General features: G+C 71.0%; 15 protein-coding genes, 1 tRNA gene and 1 pseudogene. 9 read left to right on the top strand and 8 right to left on the bottom strand.

The genetic code is table 11. From position 1 onward, the window contains the following. Window positions 1–38 precede the first annotated feature (38 nt). The 5 genes from IE277_RS21720 to IE277_RS21740 all read left to right on the top strand — a co-directional run bounded on the left by IE277_RS21720 (window position 39) and on the right by IE277_RS21740 (window position 4,620). A complete protein-coding gene (locus IE277_RS21720) occupies window positions 39–614 on the top strand; it encodes a GAF domain-containing protein (protein WP_189954876.1) in 576 nt (191 codons plus the stop codon). Between the two features lie 187 nt (window positions 615–801). Then, window positions 802–1,830: an L-threonine 3-dehydrogenase gene (tdh, locus tag IE277_RS21725; RefSeq protein WP_189954878.1), complete on the top strand. Its 1,029-nt coding sequence runs from the start codon at window positions 802–804 to the stop codon at window positions 1,828–1,830. Between the two features lie 82 nt (window positions 1,831–1,912). Beyond that, window positions 1,913–3,112, top strand: a complete 1,200-nt coding sequence (locus IE277_RS21730; RefSeq protein ID WP_189954879.1) for a glycine C-acetyltransferase — start codon at window positions 1,913–1,915, stop codon at window positions 3,110–3,112. A 31-nt stretch (window positions 3,113–3,143) separates the two neighbouring features. Further along, window positions 3,144–4,049 (top strand): LysR family transcriptional regulator, encoded by a 906-nt coding sequence (locus tag IE277_RS21735; protein ID WP_189954880.1) that lies wholly within the window; start codon window positions 3,144–3,146, stop codon window positions 4,047–4,049. Window positions 4,050–4,260: 211 nt separating this feature from the next. Further along, window positions 4,261–4,620: an MmcQ/YjbR family DNA-binding protein gene (locus IE277_RS21740; RefSeq protein ID WP_189954881.1), complete on the top strand. Its 360-nt coding sequence runs from the start codon at window positions 4,261–4,263 to the stop codon at window positions 4,618–4,620. A gap of 79 nt (window positions 4,621–4,699) precedes the next feature. On the opposite strand, the gene IE277_RS21745 is transcribed toward IE277_RS21740, so the two are convergent. Together IE277_RS21745 and IE277_RS21750 are read right to left on the bottom strand one after the other, a co-directional pair. Next, window positions 4,700–5,620, bottom strand: coding sequence for a transketolase family protein (locus IE277_RS21745; RefSeq protein ID WP_189954882.1), 921 nt, complete (start codon window positions 5,618–5,620; stop codon window positions 4,700–4,702). Between the two features lie 59 nt (window positions 5,621–5,679). Beyond that, window positions 5,680–6,387: a thiamine pyrophosphate-binding protein gene (locus IE277_RS21750; RefSeq protein WP_189954883.1), complete on the bottom strand. Its 708-nt coding sequence runs from the start codon at window positions 6,385–6,387 to the stop codon at window positions 5,680–5,682. A 125-nt stretch (window positions 6,388–6,512) separates the two neighbouring features. Here IE277_RS21750 and IE277_RS21755 point away from each other — a divergent pair. Together IE277_RS21755 and IE277_RS21760 are read left to right on the top strand one after the other, a co-directional pair. Beyond that, window positions 6,513–6,586: transfer RNA gene (locus IE277_RS21755), tRNA-Pro, on the top strand. 303 nt (window positions 6,587–6,889) lie between these two features. Continuing rightward, window positions 6,890–8,327 (top strand): annotated as a pseudogene (locus tag IE277_RS21760) (IS1380 family transposase). A 712-nt stretch (window positions 8,328–9,039) separates the two neighbouring features. Here the strand turns inward: IE277_RS21760 and IE277_RS21765 are convergent. Next, window positions 9,040–10,725: a ribonuclease J gene (locus tag IE277_RS21765; RefSeq protein WP_189954884.1), complete on the bottom strand. Its 1,686-nt coding sequence runs from the start codon at window positions 10,723–10,725 to the stop codon at window positions 9,040–9,042. A gap of 505 nt (window positions 10,726–11,230) precedes the next feature. On the opposite strand from IE277_RS21765, the gene IE277_RS21770 reads away from it, so the two are divergent. Continuing rightward, window positions 11,231–11,719, top strand: a complete 489-nt coding sequence (locus IE277_RS21770) for a GNAT family N-acetyltransferase (RefSeq protein WP_189954886.1) — start codon at window positions 11,231–11,233, stop codon at window positions 11,717–11,719. A gap of 1,050 nt (window positions 11,720–12,769) precedes the next feature. On the opposite strand, the gene IE277_RS21775 is transcribed toward IE277_RS21770, so the two are convergent. The 5 genes from IE277_RS21775 to IE277_RS21795 all read right to left on the bottom strand — a co-directional run bounded on the left by IE277_RS21775 (window position 12,770) and on the right by IE277_RS21795 (window position 17,854). Next, window positions 12,770–13,567, bottom strand: coding sequence for a COG4705 family protein (locus IE277_RS21775; protein WP_189954888.1), 798 nt, complete (start codon window positions 13,565–13,567; stop codon window positions 12,770–12,772). A 184-nt stretch (window positions 13,568–13,751) separates the two neighbouring features. Next, window positions 13,752–14,279, bottom strand: a complete 528-nt coding sequence (locus tag IE277_RS21780) for an NUDIX hydrolase family protein (protein ID WP_189954964.1) — start codon at window positions 14,277–14,279, stop codon at window positions 13,752–13,754. Between the two features lie 16 nt (window positions 14,280–14,295). After that, on the bottom strand, window positions 14,296–15,471 hold the full coding sequence (locus IE277_RS21785; protein WP_189954889.1) for an amidohydrolase family protein: 1,176 nt from the start codon (window positions 15,469–15,471) through the stop codon (window positions 14,296–14,298). Window positions 15,472–15,473: 2 nt separating this feature from the next. Beyond that, window positions 15,474–16,877 carry a type I glutamate--ammonia ligase gene (locus IE277_RS21790; RefSeq protein WP_189954891.1) on the bottom strand — a complete coding sequence of 468 codons (1,404 nt, stop codon included), beginning with the start codon at window positions 16,875–16,877 and terminating at the stop codon, window positions 15,474–15,476. A 125-nt stretch (window positions 16,878–17,002) separates the two neighbouring features. Next, window positions 17,003–17,854, bottom strand: coding sequence for an SAM-dependent methyltransferase (locus IE277_RS21795; RefSeq protein WP_373310838.1), 852 nt, complete (start codon window positions 17,852–17,854; stop codon window positions 17,003–17,005). Window positions 17,855–17,979: 125 nt separating this feature from the next. Here IE277_RS21795 and IE277_RS21800 point away from each other — a divergent pair, with 125 nt between their 5' ends. Continuing rightward, entirely contained in the window at window positions 17,980–18,834 is an 855-nt protein-coding gene (locus IE277_RS21800; protein WP_189954893.1) for a Cof-type HAD-IIB family hydrolase, read from the top strand. The last annotated feature ends 69 nt before the right edge of the window (window positions 18,835–18,903 follow it).

Genomic DNA, 18,903 nt, shown 5'->3' on the forward strand with positions numbered 1-18,903 from the left:
CGCCATATGAGGTACGCCCACAGAGCTGGAGCCCGGCCATGACGTACGAGCCGCCCCGGCCGGTCCGGGGTCTGCTGCTCACCCCCGAGGACAACGAGGCCCCCGCCCGCGTCCACCGATTGCGCCTGCTCGGCCTGGTGGACCGCCCCGATTCGGCGCTGGACTCCTTCGCCGACCATCTCGCCCGGCTCACCGGCGCGCCCTACGCGATGGTCAACTTCGTCGGCGAGGGCCACCAGTTCTTCGCCGGCCTGTGTGCCCCGGCCACCGCGCCGGTGCTCAGGGAGGACGGCAGCAGACCGGAGTTCGGCCGGGTGCTGCCGCGCGACCATGGGTTCTGCCCCCATGTGGTGGTCCGCCGCAAGGCGCTCGTCCTGGAGGACGTCCGGGACTATCCGCGGTTCGCCGGGAACCCCGTCGTGGACGAGTACGGCATCCGCTCCTATCTCGGCGCCCCGCTCATCGACAGCTCCGGTATGGCGCTCGGCACCGTGTGCGCGTCCGACACCGAGCCCCGCGCCTGGGGCAGATCCGGCCTGGACACCATCAAGGCACTGGCCGCCGATCTCGTCGTACGACTCGAACGGAGCGCCGAGGACGGGCTGCCCCTGTGACGGCCGGCGGCGGGCCCCCGCATGACACCTGGGGCGTGAAGGAAAGCTGAGGCGGCGGTTAAGAAAAGCTCGATGGACCGGCGGCCCGTGGATACGGCAGATTGCAGGGTGATTCCACCCCTCTGACCCGGTGCGGGCTTCTTACGTCTGCCCGCGCACCGGGACTTCACCCACAGGAGCCGCACTCGTGAAGGCGCTGGTCAAGGAGAAGGCGGAGCCGGGGCTCTGGCTGACGGACGTCCCGGAGCCCGAGATCGGCCCCGGTGACGTACTGATCAAGGTCATGCGGACCGGTATCTGCGGCACCGATCTGCACATCCGGGCCTGGGACGGCTGGGCGCGGCAGACGATCCGCACCCCGCTCGTGGTCGGGCACGAGTTCGTCGGGCAGGTCGTCGAGACCGGCCGGGACGTGAGCGACATCCGCATAGGGGACCGGGTCAGCGGCGAGGGTCATCTGGTGTGCGGCAAGTGCCGCAACTGTCTGGCCGGCCGCCGTCATCTGTGCCGGGCCACCGTCGGCCTCGGTGTCGGCCGCGACGGCGCGTTCGCCGAGTACGTCGCCCTGCCCGCGAGCAACGTCTGGGTGCACCGCGTCCCCGTCGACCTCGACGTCGCCGCGATCTTCGACCCGTTCGGCAACGCCGTGCACACCGCGCTGTCCTTCCCGCTGGTCGGCGAGGACGTCCTGATCACCGGCGCCGGGCCGATCGGTCTGATGGCCGCCGCCGTGGCCCGCCATGCCGGCGCCCGCAACGTCGTCATCACCGACGTCAGCGAGGAGCGCCTGGAGCTGGCCCGCAAGATAGGAGCGAGCCTCGCCCTGAACGTCGCCCGGTCCACCATCGCCGACGGCCAGCGCGAGCTGGGCCTGCGCGAGGGCTTCGACATCGGCCTGGAGATGTCCGGCCGCCCCGAGGCCATGCGGGACATGATCGCCAACATGACGCACGGCGGCCGTATCGCCATGCTCGGCCTGCCGGCCGAGGAGTTCCCGGTCGACTGGTCCCGCATCGTCACCTCGATGATCACGATCAAGGGCATCTACGGCCGGGAGATGTTCGAGACCTGGTACGCGATGTCGGTGCTGCTGGAGGCCGGCCTGGACCTCGCCCCCGTGATCACCGGCCGCTACGGCTACCGCGACTTCGAGGCGGCCTTCGCCGACGCCGCGAGCGGCAAGGGCGGCAAGGTCATCCTGGACTGGACCGCGTAAGCCGCAGAGCCGCGGCCGCAGAGCCGTAGAGCCGTAGAGGCGCAACTCCCTTCCCCTGCACGCACCTTCAGGAGAGACCCCCATGTTCGAGACCGTCCGCGACGACCTGCGCGCCACCCTCGACGAGATCCGCGCCGCCGGACTGCACAAGCCCGAGCGGGTCATCGGCACCCCGCAGTCCGCGACCGTCGACGTCACCGCCGGCGGCCGCCCCGGCGAGGTCCTCAACTTCTGCGCCAACAACTACCTCGGCCTCGCCGACCACCCCGAGGTGGTCGCGGCCGCCCACGAGGCCCTGGACCGCTGGGGCTACGGCATGGCCTCCGTGCGCTTCATCTGCGGCACCCAGGAGGTGCACAAGGAGCTGGAGGCCCGGCTGTCGTCCTTCCTCGGCCAAGAGGACACGATCCTGTACTCCTCCTGCTTCGACGCCAACGGCGGTGTCTTCGAGACCCTGCTCGGCGAGGAGGACGCGGTGATCTCCGACGCCCTCAACCACGCCTCCATCATCGACGGCATCCGGCTGTCCAAGGCCCGCCGCTTCCGCTACGCCAACCGCGACCTCGCCGACCTGGAGGCCAAGCTCAAGGAGGCCACCGAGGGCGGCGCCCGGCGCAAGCTGGTCGTCACCGACGGTGTCTTCTCCATGGACGGCTACGTCGCCCCGCTGCGCGAGATCTGCGACCTCGCGGAGCGCTACGACGCGATGGTCATGGTCGACGACTCGCACGCCGTCGGCTTCGTCGGCCCCACCGGCCGCGGCACCCCCGAGCTGCACGGAGTCATGGACCGCGTCGACATCGTCACCGGCACCCTCGGCAAGGCCCTCGGCGGCGCCTCCGGCGGCTATGTCGCCGCCCGCGCCGAGATCGTCGCCCTGCTGCGCCAGCGCTCCCGGCCGTACCTGTTCTCCAACACCCTCGCCCCGGTGATCGCCGCCGCCTCGCTGAAGGTCCTCGACCTGCTGGAGTCGGCCGACGACCTGCGCGTCCGGCTGAACGAGAACACCGCCCTCTTCCGCAGCCGGATGACCGAGGAGGGCTTCGACGTCCTCCCCGGCGACCACGCCATCGCCCCCGTGATGATCGGCGACGCGGCGAAGGCGAGCCGCCTGGCCGAGCTGCTGCTGGAGCGGGGTGTGTACGTGATCGGCTTCTCCTACCCGGTGGTCCCGCAGGGCCAGGCCCGTATCCGCGTCCAGCTGTCCGCCGCGCACTCGACGGACGACGTCAACCGCGCGGTCGACGCGTTCATCGCGGCGCGCGCGGAGCTGGGGGTCTGACCAGCGCGGACGCCTTGCGATAATTGACCGCATGATCGAGGCGCGGCGGCTCCACATCCTCCGTGCGGTGGCCGACCACCGCACGGTCACCGCGGCGGCCGCCGCGCTCTATCTCACCCCCTCGGCCGTCTCCCAGCAGCTGACGGCCCTGGAGCAGGAGACCGGCCACCGGCTGGTCGAGCGCGGCGCCAAGGGCGTACGGCTCACCCCGGCCGGCGAGATCCTGCTCAGCCACACCAACGCGGTCCTCGCCCAGCTGGAGCGCGCCGAGGCCGAGCTGGCGGCCTATGGCTCCGGCGAGGCAGGCACGGTCACCGTGGCCGCCTTCGCGACCGGGATCGCCCAGGTCGTGGCCCCGGCGGTGGCCCGGCTCGCGGACACCGCCCCCGGCATACGCATCCGGGTGAAGGACGCGGAGGGTGATGCGAGTCTGCCGATGGTGCTGGACCGGCAGGTCGATGTGGCGGTCGCCGTGGAGTACCGCGGCGCCCCGCCCGCCGACGACCCCCGGCTCACCCATGTCCCGCTGTACGCCGAGCCGTTCGACGCGGTCGTCCCCCTCGGCCACCGCCTCGCGGACAGCGCCGAGGTGCCCCTCGCCGAGCTGGCCAAGGACCCCTGGATCGGCCCGTACCCCGGCAATCCCTGTCACGACGTGGTCGTCCTCGCCTGCGAGAGCGCCGGCTTCCAGCCCCGTCTGGAACATTCCTCCGACGACTTCCGCGCCGTCGTCGCCCTCGCCTCGGCGGGCGCGGGTGTGGCCCTCGTACCCCGCTCGGCACTGAACGGTATGGACCTGACCCATGTGGTCGTCCGCCCTGTCGACGACGTGGCCCCCACCCGCCGGGTCTTCGCCGCCGTACGGCGCGGAGCCGAGGGGCATCCGCTGATCCGCCCGGTGCTGGAGGCGCTGGGCAGGGCGGCACACAAGGCGTGACCTCACCGTTTGGTGGTGCTGTTGAACAGCGAGCGCGACCTGACGTAGCCGGCCGGCACGAACGCCGCGCCGAGGGAGGGTGCTCATCGCAGGGTCTCCTTGACGTGGAGCGGGGAGGCGGCGGTGCTGTCGCCGTGATGGTGCCGTCCGTGCGGCGTACGGGACAGCGGCTCGCGGGTGACTGTCAGTGGCAGGGGCTACGGTGCGTCGCATGCCCGACGCTGAAGACGTACGCCGTATCGCCCTGTCCCTGCCGGACACCACGGAGAAGGTCGCCTGGAGCATGCCCACGTTCCGGGTGGCCGGGAAGATGTTCGCGACCCTCCCCGAGGACGAGACGTCCATTGCCGTGCGCTGCCCCAAGGAGGAGCGCGACGAACTGGTGATGGCCGAGCCGGAGAAGTTCTGGATCGCCGGCCACGAGGCCCAGTTCGCCTGGGTCAGAGCCCGCCTCGCCGCGCTGGAGGACGAGGACGAACTGCGGGCCATCCTCGCCGACTCCTGGCGGCAGGCCGCCCCGCCCCGACTCCTGGACGCCTACCCCGAGTTGGGGCTGCCGTCCGGGGAGTGAAGTCCCCGGCGCGGACACGCCGGCCGGACGTCGGGGTGCCGCCGAGGGCGGCCGGAGCCACCGGTGCCGCCCCGCGCGGCTACACGCGGGCGGTCGCCCGGCCCGCTCCCACGAACCCGCCGATCCGCTCCCTCAGGCCGTGCGCGTCCAGCCCGTGCGCGGCCACATGCTCCTCGACGGTGCCGTAGCGGCGCAGCTCGCGGCGGCCGACGCCGAGGCCCAGCACCCGGTGCGGCAGGTCCGCGAGAGCCTCGCTCACCGCGGCCGTCGAGGTGCCCGCGAGGTACGGCTCGACCAGGACGACATCGGTGCCCGCCGCCTGCGCGGCCCGGCGCAGCCCAGCCGCGTCGAAGGGCCGCACGGTCGTCGCGTACAGGACGGTCACGTCCAGGCCCGCCGTGGCGGCGAGGACCGCGTCGAGCACCGGGCCCACGGCGACGACCACACCGGCACGGCCCTCGCGGACCGTGACGAAGTGCCGGCCGTCGATCACCCGACCCTGCCGGTTGGACTGCACAGACAGCCGTACGTACACCTTGTCGTCGCCCGCGGCGACCGCGTGATGCAGCAGGGTCTCCGCCTCGTCCGGATGCCCGGGCACATGCACGGTCCAGCCGTCCAGTGTGTCGAGCAGCGCCACATCGCCCGGGGCCATATGGGTGTAGCCACCGGCTGGCCAGTCGAAGGAGGCGGCCGCGCTCACCAGCACCGCCCCCGTGTCCTGGTGCCCGAGATCCAGCTTGACCTGCTCGAACGGCCGCTCCACCAGGAAGCTGGCGAAGGTGTGCACCACGGGCCGCAGCCCGGTCAGCGCCAGCCCCGCCGCCGCGCCGACCAGCAGCTGCTCGCGGATGCCGACATTGACGACCCGGTCGGGATGGCGGGCGATCGCCTCACGGAAGCCGTCCTTGCCGATCTCGGCGAGGACCACCGCGACGCGCGGGTCCTCGTCCAGCAGCCGGGAGATGACGGGGGCGAAACGGTCACGCATGGTGTCCACGACAAAGGACCCTTTCCCATCGGAACTACCAGCCGGATGCGAGGGGGTGAACGAGGACATCAGCCGGCCTTCGGCTCGACCCGGGCCACGACCACATGCGGCCGGCCTGGGTGCGCGGCGGTGAACGCGGCGTGCAGGGCCTCGTGATCGCGCCCGTCGACGCTCACCGCCGACCAGCCGGCCGCCTCGAACCGGGCCGCGATCCCGCCGGGCCGGGCATGGCTGGCGGAGGAGTTGTCGACGACGATCGTGTGCAGCCGCTCCAGTCCGGCGGGCCCGGCGAAGGCGATCGCCTCGTGGTTGCTGCCCTCGTCCAGCTCGGCGTCCCCGATCAGCACCCAGACCGCCGGATCATGCAGCCCCTGCGCCCGCAGTCCCAGCGCGCTGCCCACCGCGATCGGCAGCCCGTGCCCCAGCGAACCACTGCCGATCTCGGCCCCCGGCACCAGCACCCGGTCCGGGTGATGCCCGAGCGGGGAGTCGTACGCCCCGAACCCGGGCAGCCAGTCCGCCGGCACGAACCCCTTCGCGGCCAGCACCGCGTAGTACGCCATGGGGCCGTGCCCCTTGCTCAGCAGGAACCGGTCGCGGGCGGGGTCCTCCCGCCGCTCCGGGGTGACCCGGAGCACCCGGTCGTAGAGCACCCACAGCACGTCCAGGGTGGAGGTGGCCGCCGGTCCGTGCTTCTCGTCGCCCGTCATCAGGCTCATCAGTCCGGGCAGGTCGTCGTAGCCGTACGTCCGGCTGTCGTGCGCAGTCGTCGTCATGCCGATGATCGTGCAACCTCAACCAAGCTTGAGGTCAACCGGGAAAGTGGTGCGCGATCACCGAGCGGAGTGCGGTATTGTTTCCCTGCGCGTTTCGACCGGGGAAACCCCAGGTCAAACGGCACCGGGACGTGGCGCAGCTTGGTAGCGCACTTGACTGGGGGTCAAGGGGTCGCAGGTTCAAATCCTGTCGTCCCGACGGGAGCTTCGCTCCGAAGTCGCAGATGAGGGCCCTGTTTCACCTTGGTGAGGCAGGGCCCTTGATCATTCCCACGGGCTGTCGTGTCGCATTTGGTCACAAACGCCTGACGATCTCCGTCCACTCTGTCTGCGTTCGTGATCCACTAGATAAGCCCAAGCAACCGGAGTCAGTCCCATCTGATGGGCTACCCGGAGAAGGCTGATGAACTAGCCTCGGCGTTTCGCCGGGTGCGGCTGCCGATGAGGGCTTAAACGCGAAAGTGCCGTCCTGACCTGGGACGATGAACCTTGCTGAGGGGTTCTGTCGGTCCAAGCGGAGGGCACTTTCTACGTGCAGGTTATCGGTTCGCGTCCCAAGGTCCATGTCACCGCGGACGGTTCGGGGGTGGTCGGGCATGCCGGTGCCCGTCTGCTGGCCGATCTCGCCGATGCGACCGGCTTGACGGCCGCGTACTCCACAGCTCTGGGGTCGTTGCGGCCACGCGGGACCGGCCATGATCCGGGCCGGACCGCCGTGGACCTCGCGGTGATGCTCGCCGACGGCGGCGAGACCATCACGGCCCTGGCCGTGCTGCGCGACCAGGGCGACGTCTTCGGCCCGGTGGCCTCCACGCCCACGGCCTGGCGACTGCTCGCTGACATCGACGGGACCGTACTGCCCCGATTGCGGTCCGCCCGTGCTGCCGCGCGGGAGACGGGCCTGGCTGCAGAGCGCCGAAGGAGGCAAGGACATTCCCGCGGCGACGGCCGGCGGACGCGCGATACCCGGCCTGATCCTGGACCTGGACGCCACGTTGGTGGCCTGCCACTCGGAGAAGGAGCAGGCCGCCGCTACCTACAAGGGCGGCTTCGGCTTCCACCCATTGCTGTGCTTCCTGGCCAACACCGGCGAGGCGCTGGCGGGCAGACTGCGGCCCGGAAACGCCGGAGCGAACACCGCGAGTGATCACATCGCGGTGCTGGATGACGCGCTCGCCCAGCTTCCCGACGCCCACCGCTACGGCACCGACCTGCTCGTCCGTGCCGACAGCGCCGGGTCGGCGAAAGCCTTCCTCACCCACATCCGCGATCTGCGCGCGTGGGGAATCCGTACGCACTTCTCGGTCGGCCCCGCCGTCACCGAACCGCTTCGCCGGGCAATCCGCACCCTCCCCCAACGCCTCTGGCACCCAGCGCTCAACCGGGACGGCTCCCTGCGCGAGGGTGCCGAGGTCGCCGAGCTGACCGGCATGGTCGACCTGCCCGGCTACCCGGAAGGCACCCGGATCATCGCCCGTCGTGAGCGCCCGCACCCCGGAACCCAGCTGTCCCTGTTCGACCAGGACGAGGGGCTGCGACACCAGGTCTTTCTCACCGACACCCCCATCGCCGGCGGCGGCTCCGCTCAATTCCTGGAGGTCCGTCACCGTGGGCACGCAGTCGTCGAAGTCCGCATCCGCTGCGGCAAGACCACCGGCTTCGGGCGCTTTCCCTCCCGCCACTTCGCCGTCAACACTGTCTGGCTCGAACTCTCGCTGACCGCGATCGACCTACTCGCCTGGACCCGCGTCCTGCTGCTGGACGGCGACCTCGCCGACGACGAGCCGAAGAAGCTCCGCTACCGACTGCTGCACGTCGCCGCCCGGCTCACCCGCGGTGGCCGCCGCCTCTGCCTGCGGATCTGCGCGACCTGGCCCTGGAGAAACGAGTTGGTCACAGCCTTCCACCGGTTGGCAGCCCTGCCTCGTCCGGCCGGCTGACAACCAGTCCACCCTCCCCGCCCACGACCAGAAGGACCTCGGAGGCCCCGGCCACTGCGCCGGGCCCTCATCACGCCCACAGCCGAAAACACCCGGAACAACCAGCAGTTGAGGACCAACCACAGCTCACCAACGTCAACTGAAACGCCGAGGCTAGGCAGTGAAGCGGCGCTCAGCGCGGCCGACGACATCTGACATTGGGTGCGACGAGGCTGCGCCGTTCTGCCCAGATCACGGAGGATCATCTGGGTGTCGCCCAATTGGTGCGCGCCGGCTATAGCGACTTGGACCTGAACCACGCGGACCCTGTGATGGTGGCCCTCGCCGCTGACTACGACACCGGCGCGGAACTCACGCTTGACGGCGCGATTCCCGGGCTGCGCGCCCGCTGGGTTGGCACATGGCGTTCGGGGTGTTGCCCGACCACCTCCCGACCAGTTTCGGATGGTGTCTGGCTGTGTCGTCCTATCGATTCCGTCGTTCGTGACGCTCGTATGACGCTCGCGGCCCTCACGGACTCACTGGTTGGGGCGGTAAACCTTCCCTGACCTGCAATTTCCTGGATGCGACTCCCGGCCGACATCCTTCCGATGACTCATCATGTGGAGTGCGTTGCCACCCTGGCCTTCCGGGGTGGCTGCTGGCTCCCCTGCCCGGCCACGGTGTTGGCGGGGCCGCGGCCGGAACGGGGATCGTGCTGCCGGGCTGTGGCTCAGGCGTCGATGATGACGGGGATGATGAGGGGCTTGCGGCGGTGGGTGCGGAACGCCCAGTTCGCCACGGCGCGGGCGAGGAGCTGTTCGAGTTGGCGCGCGTCCCCGACGCCTTCCTCGGCCGCGGTGGCCAGGGTCTTCTCGATGACCGGGATGACCGGCTCGAAGGTGGCGTCGTCGTGCACGAAGCCGCGGGCCAGAAAGTCGGGGGCCTCGGCGAGGGCGCCGGTGTCCGCGTCGACGATCGCCACCACCGTGACCACGCCTTCGGCGGCGAGGGTGAGACGGTCCTTGAGGGACGCTTCGGTGGCGCCACCGACTTCCATGCCGTCCACGTAGACGTTGCCGGCGGGGACCTTGCCAGTGATGGACGCGCGCCCGTCGACCAGGTCGACGACGACGCCGTCCTCGGCGATGACGACCCGTTCGGGGTCGACACCGGTACGGATGGCGAGGTCACCGTTGGCCCGCAGGTGGCGCCATTCGCCGTGCACGGGCATGACGTTGCGGGGTTTGACGATGTTGTAGCAGTAGACGAGTTCGCCGGCGCTGGCGTGCCCGGAGACGTGCACCTTGGCGTTGCCCTTGTGGACCACGTGGGCGCCCCACCGGGTGAGTCCGTTGATCACCCGGTAGATGGCGTTCTCGTTGCCGGGGATGAGGGAGCTGGCGAGCAGGACGGTGTCGCCCTTGCCGATGCGGATCATGTGGTCACGGTTGGCCATCCGTGACAGCGCGGCCATGGGTTCGCCCTGGGAGCCGGTGCACACCAGAGTGATCTTGTGGTCCGGGAGCTTCTCCAACTCCTTCGTGCTCACGACCAGACCGGCGGGGACCTTCAGGTAGCCCAGGTCACGGGCGATGCCCATGTTACGGACCATCGACCGACCGACGAAGGCGACCTTGCGGCCGTGCTGGTGGGCGGCGTCCAGGACCTGCTGGATGCGGTGCACGTGGCTGGCGAAGCTGGAGACGATGACCCGGCGCGGCGCGGTGCGCATCACCTGCTCGATCGCCGGGTTCAGCTCCCGCTCGGAGGTGGTGAAGCCGGGCACTTCGGCGTTGGTGGAGTCGGTGAGGAACAGGTCCACGCCCTCCTCGCCGAGGCGGGCGAAGGCGCGCAGATCGGTGATGCGGTCGTCGAGAGGAAACTGGTCCATCTTGAAGTCGCCGGTGTGCAGCACCATCCCGGCCCGGGTGCGGATCGCGACCGCGAGGCTGTCGGGGATGGAGTGGTTGACCGCCACGAACTCGCAGTCGAAGGGCCCGAAGCCACGCCGGTCGCCCTCCCGCACCCGCACCGTGCGCGGCCGGATCCCGTGTTCCTTGAGCTTGGCCTCCAGGAACGCCAGCGTCAGCTTGGAGCCGACGACGGGAATGTCGGACCGCTCGCGCAGCAGGTACGGCACGCCGCCGATGTGGTCCTCGTGGCCGTGGGTGAGGACCACGGCGACGACGTCGTCCAGCCGGTCCCGGATCGAGGTGAAGTCCGGCAGGATCACGTCCACCCCGGGCTGGGTCTCCTCGGGGAACAGCACGCCGCAGTCGACGATGAGCAGCTTGCCGGCGTGCTCGAAGACGGTCATGTTGCGGCCGATCTCACCCAGGCCGCCCAGGGCGATGACCCGCAGCCCTCCTTCGGGAAGGGGCGGCGCGGCTTTCAGCTCGGGGTGCGGATGACTCATACCCTGACGGTACCCGGAGAGCGGGACAGGGTGATCCATCGCCTGTGTGATCTCCTTTCCTGATGGAGCAGGGCACCCGCAGTGGGTGCCTCGGCACGATCGGAGCACGCCGGCGGCCGGAACGGGGAGTGGTGAAAGCGGTGCCACCTTCCCTGACCGAACCGTTCGCCCGGTGCTGGAGACGATCTCGTGCGCCCTGCCGTGTTCTCCGGCGTTCGCTGCCTCCCGATGGGCCTCGGCACTGGTCCACTCGAAGTAGTCGAGACGCGAGTGCCGTCGGCGCTCAGGAGCAAGTGGGCCGAGAGAGCCCCGAGGCAGCTTCCTTCGCCGGGCAGACAGATGGCGGTGCCCCCGAAGCGCTGCTGCTGGCGGGTGGCCGTTTCGGCGGCAGTGACGTGGCCGATCGGGGCCTGCGGCGAGCGGTTCCCGGGAGCGGTGCGGGAACGCCTGCCCGAGCAGCCGACCCGCCGCACGAAGGCATTCCCCGGTGCGAAATACTCTCCCGATGAGTTCACGGACCTCCCCGGTCAGCCAGCCGATCACGATACGGAGGGCCGTCGCGCGGGATGCGAAACGGCTCACGCGGCTCGTGCGTGGTTCAGGCGCCTACCAGGGTAAGTACGCAGCCGCAGTCGCGGGCTACCGGGTCGGTCCTGATTACATCGAGGCCCACCGCGCCTTTGTGGCCGTCGGCGTCGACGGGCACGGAGGCCGGGTCCTCGGGTTCTACTCGCTCGTCCTCGCTCCACCGGAGCTCGACCTGCTGTTCGTCGCCGACGACGTGCAAGGGCGGGGTATTGGACGGCTACTCGTCGCGCACATGCAGTCCGAGGCCCGTGCCGCCGGGATCGACCGTCTCAAGGTCGTGTCGCACCGTCCCGCCGAGGACTTCTACCACCGCGTCGGTGCGGTGCGGACCGGGACCGCGTTCGCGAACCCGCCCGCCGTGCCATGGGACCGTCCCGAATTCGAGTTTCGCATTCCTTCGGGATGACGCGGTGTGCCGGTTGGCGGGGCACTGGCCCCGTCTGCATGGTGGCCGGCTTGCAGGAGCCGCTGGACGCCACGCGCTCCTGTGTGCCGTCTCCTTTGCCCTGGCGTGGTGATCGCCTGCGCCAGCGGCCTGTCCCCTCCCGGCGAATTCCTCACCTCCGGCACTCCCAGAGCCATCGCAATCGGCACGCATTCCCAGCCCACCTGTCGGGCCATGGTGCAGGTAAGCCGTCTTCCGCGCGACTGGAGCCGGTGGGTGAACCTGTGTCTTCAGCGGATACCCCGAAGCTGTCGGAGGGCTGACAGCGTGCTGGGGAGGTTTGCGGCGATTGGGCTCGGGCCCAGTTGGCCGCGGTGGTCCATGAGGTGCTGGAAGAGGTCGATCGCTTCGTCAAGGCGACCGACCTTTGCGTACGGCACCGCCAGCATCCCGCAGCAGTCCAGGGAAAACGGGTTGGTAGGCCCCCTGACGAGCGTTCGTCGGGCAGTCGGCAGTACCTGTCGCCTCAACCGTGGAGGCGACCGGCAGGCCAACGTCTCCCTGTACTGGATCGTGCTAGCTGACAGGAGATCGATCTGGGTCCGGCAGATCCGGGCTTCGAGGCTCGGTGATCACGTCCGCGGCTGATGCGGGACGGGCCTTGGGTGCGTTGCCAGCCAGGGCGGCGTCTTCGCTTCTTGAGTTCAGCCGGGCGGAGAACCCGGACTTTCGCTGGCCCCGGGGAGCGAGAGAGGGTGGCCGGCGTCCTCGGGCCTCGTCCCCATCTTGGTTGTGGGGACCAGTTGGGGACCACACGGCCTGCGCGATGTCTAACGGCAGAGGTCTCAGGACACGCAAAGTGCCGGGAATTCGTCTGGTATATGTAGATAATCCAGGTGCACCACACTCCTGGGGGTCAAGGGGGCGCAGGTTCAAATCCTGTCGTCCCGACTTGCGTGAGCGCAGGTCAGGGGTCGTGTCAGAGCAGTCTGATACGGCCCCTTTCGTATGACCGGGTGCGGTCCGGGGGCCGGGAACAGGGCACGGCCCCCGCCGTCACGCAGGATCGGTTCAGTCCGCCGGTTCCGTGTCCCGCCGCGACAGCGCCAGGAACGCCACGAAGCCGACGATCGCCACGGTCCAGGACAGGGTCACCGGGCCCAGCCCCCATCCCAGGCCGCCCCGCCTGCCCGGCAGCGCCATCCAGTCGGCGAGGGACGCGCCGAGCGGGCGCGTGATCACGTACGCCGTCCAGAACGCGGTCACCGCGCCCAGCAGGCGCATCCGGTGGGCGACGGCCGGGACGCAGATCGCCACGGCGAACAGCGCGACCGAGCCCAGATAGCCGAGGCCGATCGTGGCGGTGAGGTCACCCGCGGCGGTGCCCAGCGCGAAGGTGGCGAGGACGGCCGCCCAGTAGAAGAACTCGCGGCGCCGGGTGCGGATGGAGTGGATGGACAGGGTGCGCTCGCTCGCGTACCAGAGGGCGAAGACGGCGGCGAGGGCGACGAGGAAGAGCGGGGTGGACAGGGTGTAGGGGACACCGAGGCCCACGTGCAGCACATCGGCGGCCATCGTGCCGAACACGCTGACCATGACGATCGCCGTCCAGTAGATCCAGGCCACGTACCGGCGGACGGCGAGCTGGAGCACCAGCGCCGCCACGAAGGCGAGACCGCCGAGACCGACCGCGGGGATCGGGCCCAGCAGATGGGCCAGGAAGTCGGAGGCGGTCTCGCCCATACCGGTGGTGAGAACCTTGATGATCCAGAAGTAGACGGTCACCTCCGGCACCTTGTTCGCACTCTCGCGTATGCGCGCGCGAGTGTGCGAGCGGGGCCGGTCGTCCAGGACGTGCTCTGCGCTCATGGTCGGCACCCTCGCATGCGCGACTGTCTGCTACCCAGCCCTCTTTGCCGTTGTTTTGGGGCCTCTGGTGCAGCTGTTGCCACGGGCGGCCGTGAGCCTGAACGCAACCTGAGAGCCTCGGCAAAAGCCCTGGTCGGCGGCGTGACCGGCCTGGTAGACAGGCCGGTCGGGCGCTCGCCTCGCGTCAGTACGTCAGACCCACGTGCGCCAGCGCCTGCTTCAGCAGCACCCCGTGTCCGCCCGGCATCTCGCTCTGGACGGCCGGGGAGGCCGCCTCCTGCGGGCTGAACCAGACCAGGTCCAGAGCGTCCTGGCGGGGGCGGCAGTCGCCGGCGACCGGCACGATGTAGGCGAGGGACACCGCGTGCTGACGCGGGTCGTGGTACGGGGTGATGCCCGCCGTCGGGAAGTACTCCGCGACGGTGAACGGTTGCAGGGAAGTCGGGATACGGGGCAGCGCGACCGGACCGAGGTCCTTCTCCAGGTGGCGCAGCAGGGCGTCGCGGACCCGTTCGTGGTGCAGGATGCGGCCGGAGACCAAGGTCCGGCTGACCGTCCCGTCCGGGCCGATCCGCAACAGCAGTCCGATGCTGGACACTTCGCCGCTGTCGTCCACGCGCACGGGGACGGCCTCGACGTACAGAATCGGCATCCGGGCCCTGGCTGATTCCAGCTCGTCCGTGGACAGCCAGCCGGGCGTCGTCTCGGTCATGTCAGACATTGCTTGATCATACTTTCCGGGTGGGGCGTCCGCTGGGGTCGCGGGCCGGGGCGGATACGAGGGGGCCGTACAGGCGTCGGGCGTTGTCGCGGCCCGTCCAGGCCGCGATCCGCAGGGCGTCGGGCAGGCTCAACTCATCGGCGTCCACGCGGTCTTGGAGGAGATCGGCGAGCCCGTGCCGGAAGCACAGGGCGCCGAGGTGATGGAACTCGGCCAGCCCGTAGGCGTCGGAGCTGTACAGCATCTTGCGGAACGGGGTGATCTCCAGCGCCTCCTCCAGCACGGCCCGGCAGCGGGTGGGGCCGGTGTGGTGCAGGGCGAGGCCCACGTCCAGGTACACCTGCTCGAACACCGCGGCCAGATAGGCCGCCTGGCGGTGATAGGGCCAGCAGTGCAGCAGCAGGACCGGAACCGTGCCGGAGGTGAGCCGCAGCCAGTCCGTCAGCAGGGCCGGGTCCGCGTGGTGCAGCCGCAGATCGGCGTCGCCGAAACCGGTGTGCAGCTGGAGCGGCAGCCCGAGGTCCACGGCGGTCCACAGCAGATGCCGGGTCAGGACGGGGTCCCTGAGCCGGCCGCCCGAGGCGAGCCAGTGCCGGGCGGCCCAGGTCACCTCGGCGTCCGCCGGACGCGCCGGGTCCAGGGCGAAGCCGGTGCGGTAGGCGGCCACCGACTTCACCGCCACCACACCCGGCCGGCGTACGGCCTCCTCGGCGGCGGTACGGAACGCGGCCGCGTACGCGTCCGGTTCGACGCCCCGCGCGGCCACCGCCTCCGCCACCTGCTCCAGGCGTACGACCTCGCGGGCGGCGGCGCCCGCGGCCGCCGCCAGCTCGGCCGGGGAGGTGAGCGGGAGCGGGGCGTGGCCGGTGTCCACGAAGAACGCCTCGGCGCGCGCGGCGGTCAGGAAGCGGCGGTTCACCTCCCGCGGGCCCAGCGCCGAGCGGCGCGCCGTGTAGTCGGCCGGGGGCGCGTGCCGGGGGAGGTCCAGCAGGGGTGCGCAGTGCCGGCGTACGGCCACGCCGACGGGACTGTCGAAGGGCGACACGCCGGGCCAGGCCGCGCCCTCGGTGAGCAGCGCGGCGAACTCCTCGGGCGCGAGGCCCGCGGTCGCCGCGCCATGGCAGTGGTGGTCCGTCAACTCCAGCTCGGCGAGGGCCTCATGGACCGGTCCCGGTGTGGCCATGGTCAGTACACCCAGCGGTAGGCCGCCGCCACCCGCGCGTCGTCCAGGCCCTCGACGGCCGCCGCCTCGCCGAGCCGTACGGCGGTCACCGCGTCCGCGAGGACCGGACCCAGCGCGGCCCGCAGCACCTCGTCCGCCCGGAACTCCTCGACGGCCTGCGGCAACGACCGCGGCAGCCGCCGTACGCCGAGGGCCGCCGCCTCGTCCGTGCCGTAGCGGGCCGGGTCACCGGTGATCTCCGCCGGCAGCTCGCGGCGGGCGGTGACGCCGTCGAGGCCGGCGGCGATGACGCAGCCGAGGGCGAGATAGGGGTTGGCGGCCAGATCGACCGGTTTGACCTCCATGTTGGCGTCCTGCTCGCCATGGCCCGTCGTACCGGTGACCATCCGCAGCGCCGCCTCGCGGGTCTCCCGGCCCCAGCCGGTGAACACCCCCGCCCACTGGGAGGGTTTGAGGCGCAGATAGCTGGCGGGGCTCGGCGCGGTCACCGCCGTCAGCGCGGGCAGCCGGGCCAGGATCCCGGCCGCGAAGGACTCCGCCTGCGGCGTCATTCCGTACCGGCGCTCGCCGCCCGCGTGCAGATTCCTCCCGGCCCGCCAGCAGGACAGATGCAGATGGCCGCCGTTGCCGACGCCCTCGGCGGACACCGCGGGCGCGAACGACACCCGCAGACCGTGCCGCTGCGCCACCGCCCGGATCGTCTGCCGGACCAGCACACTGCGGTCGGCCGCCGCCACCGGGTCCAGCGCGCCCACCGAGACCTCGAACTGCCCGGCCGCGTACTCGGGATGGAGCTGCTCGACGGACACGTCCTGCGCGGCGAACGCGGCCAGCAGATCCGCGGTGCAGTCGCTCAGCTCGACCTGCCGGGTCGCGCCGTACGCCGGTCCGGACACCGCCGGCACGAACTGACCGGCCGGCGCCGAGCCGAGCCCGAGGGCCCACTCGATCTCGATCGCCGCCTTGAAGGCGAGGCCGTGCCGCTCGCTCGCGTCGGTGACGATCCGGCGCAGAAAGGTTCTGGCGCAGCCGGGGTGCCGGGCGCCCTCCTGGGTGATCCGGTCCACCGGCGCCCAGGCCCAGCCGGGCTGCCCGGCCAGCACCACCAGCTGATCCAGATCCGGATACAGCCGCAGGTCGCCGTCGGGGGAGCCGAGGACGTCGGTGGTGACGATCGAGTCACCGGCCAGGAAGGTGTCGAACACCGGGGACATGCCGACACCCCAGGACACGGCCGCCTGAAGCCGGGCCGTCGGGATCGTCTTGACCCGGCAGACGCCCGCGGTGTCCACATAGGCGAGCACGATCCCGCGCACCCCGCGCGTGTCCAGGTCGGCCGTCAGCCCGGCGACCCGGCGCAGATCCTCCGGGCGCCCGCCGGGCACGGGATCGGCGAGGGTGGTCATACGTCGTCCACCTGCGCCATACGTCCTCCTCCTGGGCCACACGTCCTGCTCGGCCATACGTCCTGCTCGGCCACACGTCCTTCTTGGCCATACGTCCTGCTCGGCGGGTCCGTCCGGTGCCGGCGTCAGGGTTTCACGGCCACGGCGCCGAACTGCGGCACCGCGGCGGCCGGCGCGGGCCCGGCGCGCCACTGCGAACACGGCACCAGACCCGGCTCGACCAGCTCCAGACCGTCGAGGAAGCCGGCGATCTCCGCACGGCTGCGGGCGGTGATCGGCGGGGTGGCGTTGGCGTTCCAGAACTCCATCGCGGCCACGTTGCCCTCGCCGCCCACGTCACCGTCGTAGGTCGGGTGGGTGAGCACGAGGTGGCTGCCCGAGGGCAGCGCCGCCATCAGCCGCCGCACGATGTCCCGGGCCTCGGCGGTGTCCAGGACGAAGTTCAGGATGCCCAGCATCATCAGCGCGACCGGCCGGCCCAGGTCCAGGGTCTCGGCGGCGCGCTGCAGGATGGCGTCGGGGTCGCGCACATCGGCGTCGACGTAGTCCGTGACGCCCTCGGGCGAGCTGGTGAGCAGGGAGCGGGCGTGCACCAGCACGATCGGGTCGTTGTCGACGTACACGATCCGCGACTCGGGGGCGACACGCTGTGCGACCTCGTGTGTGTTGTCCACGGTCGGCAGGCCGGTGCCGATGTCCAGGAACTGCCGTATCCCGCGCTCGGCGGCCAGGAACCGCACCGCACGCACCAGGAACTCCCGATCCGCGCGGGCCACCGCCCGGATCACCGGGAACATCCCGGCGACGTGCTCACCGACCCGCTGGTCGACCTCGTAGTTGTCCTTGCCGCCGATCCAGTAGTTCCACACCCGGGCGTTGTGCGCCACAGAGGTGTTCAGCCTCGCCGGTCCGGCCGCCGGGGAGTCGCCCTCGGTCACGTCGCCGCCCTTCTGAAGGTTGCGGTCCTCCGCCGTCATTGTGCCGCCCGTTGATCGCGCTGTCCCGGGAACCGCGCACCGTGGGCGGTTCGGGGCGGCTCCGGGACGCCCCGGCGGATGAGGAACACTGGACCGGTCGTACGCGCCCCGACCGGAAGCAGGACATGTCCGCCACGCCCGCGCCCCTTCTGGACCTCCCCGGCCTGCCCGCCGGCCCCGCCGACATCCGGCTGATCGTCACCGACATGGACGGCACCCTGCTGGACGACGCCAAGCGGATCCCCGACGGGCTGTGGCCGATGCTCGCCGAACTGCGCCGCCGCGGGGTGCTGTTCAGCCCGGCGAGCGGCCGCCAGTACGCCACGCTGGCCCGGCAGTTCGCCGATGTCGCCGAGGGCATGGTGTTCATCGCGGAGAACGGCACCTATGTGGTCCGCGACGGCGTGGAACTCGGCTCCGACGTCCTCGAACCGTCCGTGCCCGCCGGGATGGCACGGACGGTACGGCGGCTGGTCGCGGACGGCGCGGACGTCGGCGCGGTGGTGTGCGGCAAGCGGTCGGCGTACGTCGAGCGGACCGACGAGGCGTTCCTGGCGGAGGTCCGCCGGTACTACGTCGAGCACCGGGTCGTGGCGGACCTCACCGCCGTCGACGACGACGTGATCAAGGTCGCGCTGTACGACTTCGGGTCCGCCGAGCACTCCACCGCCCCGGCTCTCGCCGAGTTCGCCGCCACCCACCAGGTCGTCGTCTCCGGCGAGCACTGGGTGGATGTCATGAACCGCACCGCCAACAAGGGCACCGCACTGCGCGCCCTGCAGCGGGCGCTCGGCATCACCCCGGCGCAGACCATGGTCTTCGGCGACTACCTCAACGACCTGGAGATGCTCGACGCCGCCGAGTGGTCCTTCGCCATGGCCAACGCCCACCCGGACGTCGTCCGCCGCGCCCGCCACCTCGCCCCGTCCAACAACGACAACGGCGTGCTGCGCACCATCTCCCGCGTCCTCGGCCTGTAGCCCGCGCCGCGGCACGGGCCACAGGCGGTCCGCCTCGGCCGTACGGTCACGGTCGGGGCGGGGCCCTGG

It is taken from the genome of Streptomyces alanosinicus, assembly GCF_014650595.1.
Classification (GTDB): Bacteria; Actinomycetota; Actinomycetes; order Streptomycetales; family Streptomycetaceae; genus Streptomyces; species Streptomyces alanosinicus.

Bases quoted from the DNA above. Each gene is read 5' to 3' on its own strand.
- IE277_RS21720 (WP_189954876.1), top strand. From the start codon at position 39: ATGACGTACGAGCCGCCCCGGCCGGTCCGGGGTCTGCTGCTCACCCCC.
- IE277_RS21730 (WP_189954879.1), top strand. From the start codon at position 1,913: ATGTTCGAGACCGTCCGCGACGACCTGCGCGCCACCCTCGACGAGATC.
- IE277_RS21735 (WP_189954880.1), top strand. From the start codon at position 3,144: ATGATCGAGGCGCGGCGGCTCCACATCCTCCGTGCGGTGGCCGACCAC.
- IE277_RS21740 (WP_189954881.1), top strand. From the start codon at position 4,261: ATGCCCGACGCTGAAGACGTACGCCGTATCGCCCTGTCCCTGCCGGAC.
- IE277_RS21750 (WP_189954883.1), bottom strand. From the start codon at position 6,387: ATGACGACGACTGCGCACGACAGCCGGACGTACGGCTACGACGACCTG.
- IE277_RS21765 (WP_189954884.1), bottom strand. From the start codon at position 10,725: ATGAGTCATCCGCACCCCGAGCTGAAAGCCGCGCCGCCCCTTCCCGAA.
- IE277_RS21770 (WP_189954886.1), top strand. From the start codon at position 11,231: ATGAGTTCACGGACCTCCCCGGTCAGCCAGCCGATCACGATACGGAGG.
- IE277_RS21775 (WP_189954888.1), bottom strand. From the start codon at position 13,567: ATGAGCGCAGAGCACGTCCTGGACGACCGGCCCCGCTCGCACACTCGC.
- IE277_RS21780 (WP_189954964.1), bottom strand. From the start codon at position 14,279: ATGACCGAGACGACGCCCGGCTGGCTGTCCACGGACGAGCTGGAATCA.
- IE277_RS21785 (WP_189954889.1), bottom strand. From the start codon at position 15,471: ATGGCCACACCGGGACCGGTCCATGAGGCCCTCGCCGAGCTGGAGTTG.
- IE277_RS21790 (WP_189954891.1), bottom strand. From the start codon at position 16,877: ATGACCACCCTCGCCGATCCCGTGCCCGGCGGGCGCCCGGAGGATCTG.
- IE277_RS21795 (WP_373310838.1), bottom strand. From the start codon at position 17,854: ATGACGGCGGAGGACCGCAACCTTCAGAAGGGCGGCGACGTGACCGAG.
- IE277_RS21800 (WP_189954893.1), top strand. From the start codon at position 17,980: ATGTCCGCCACGCCCGCGCCCCTTCTGGACCTCCCCGGCCTGCCCGCC.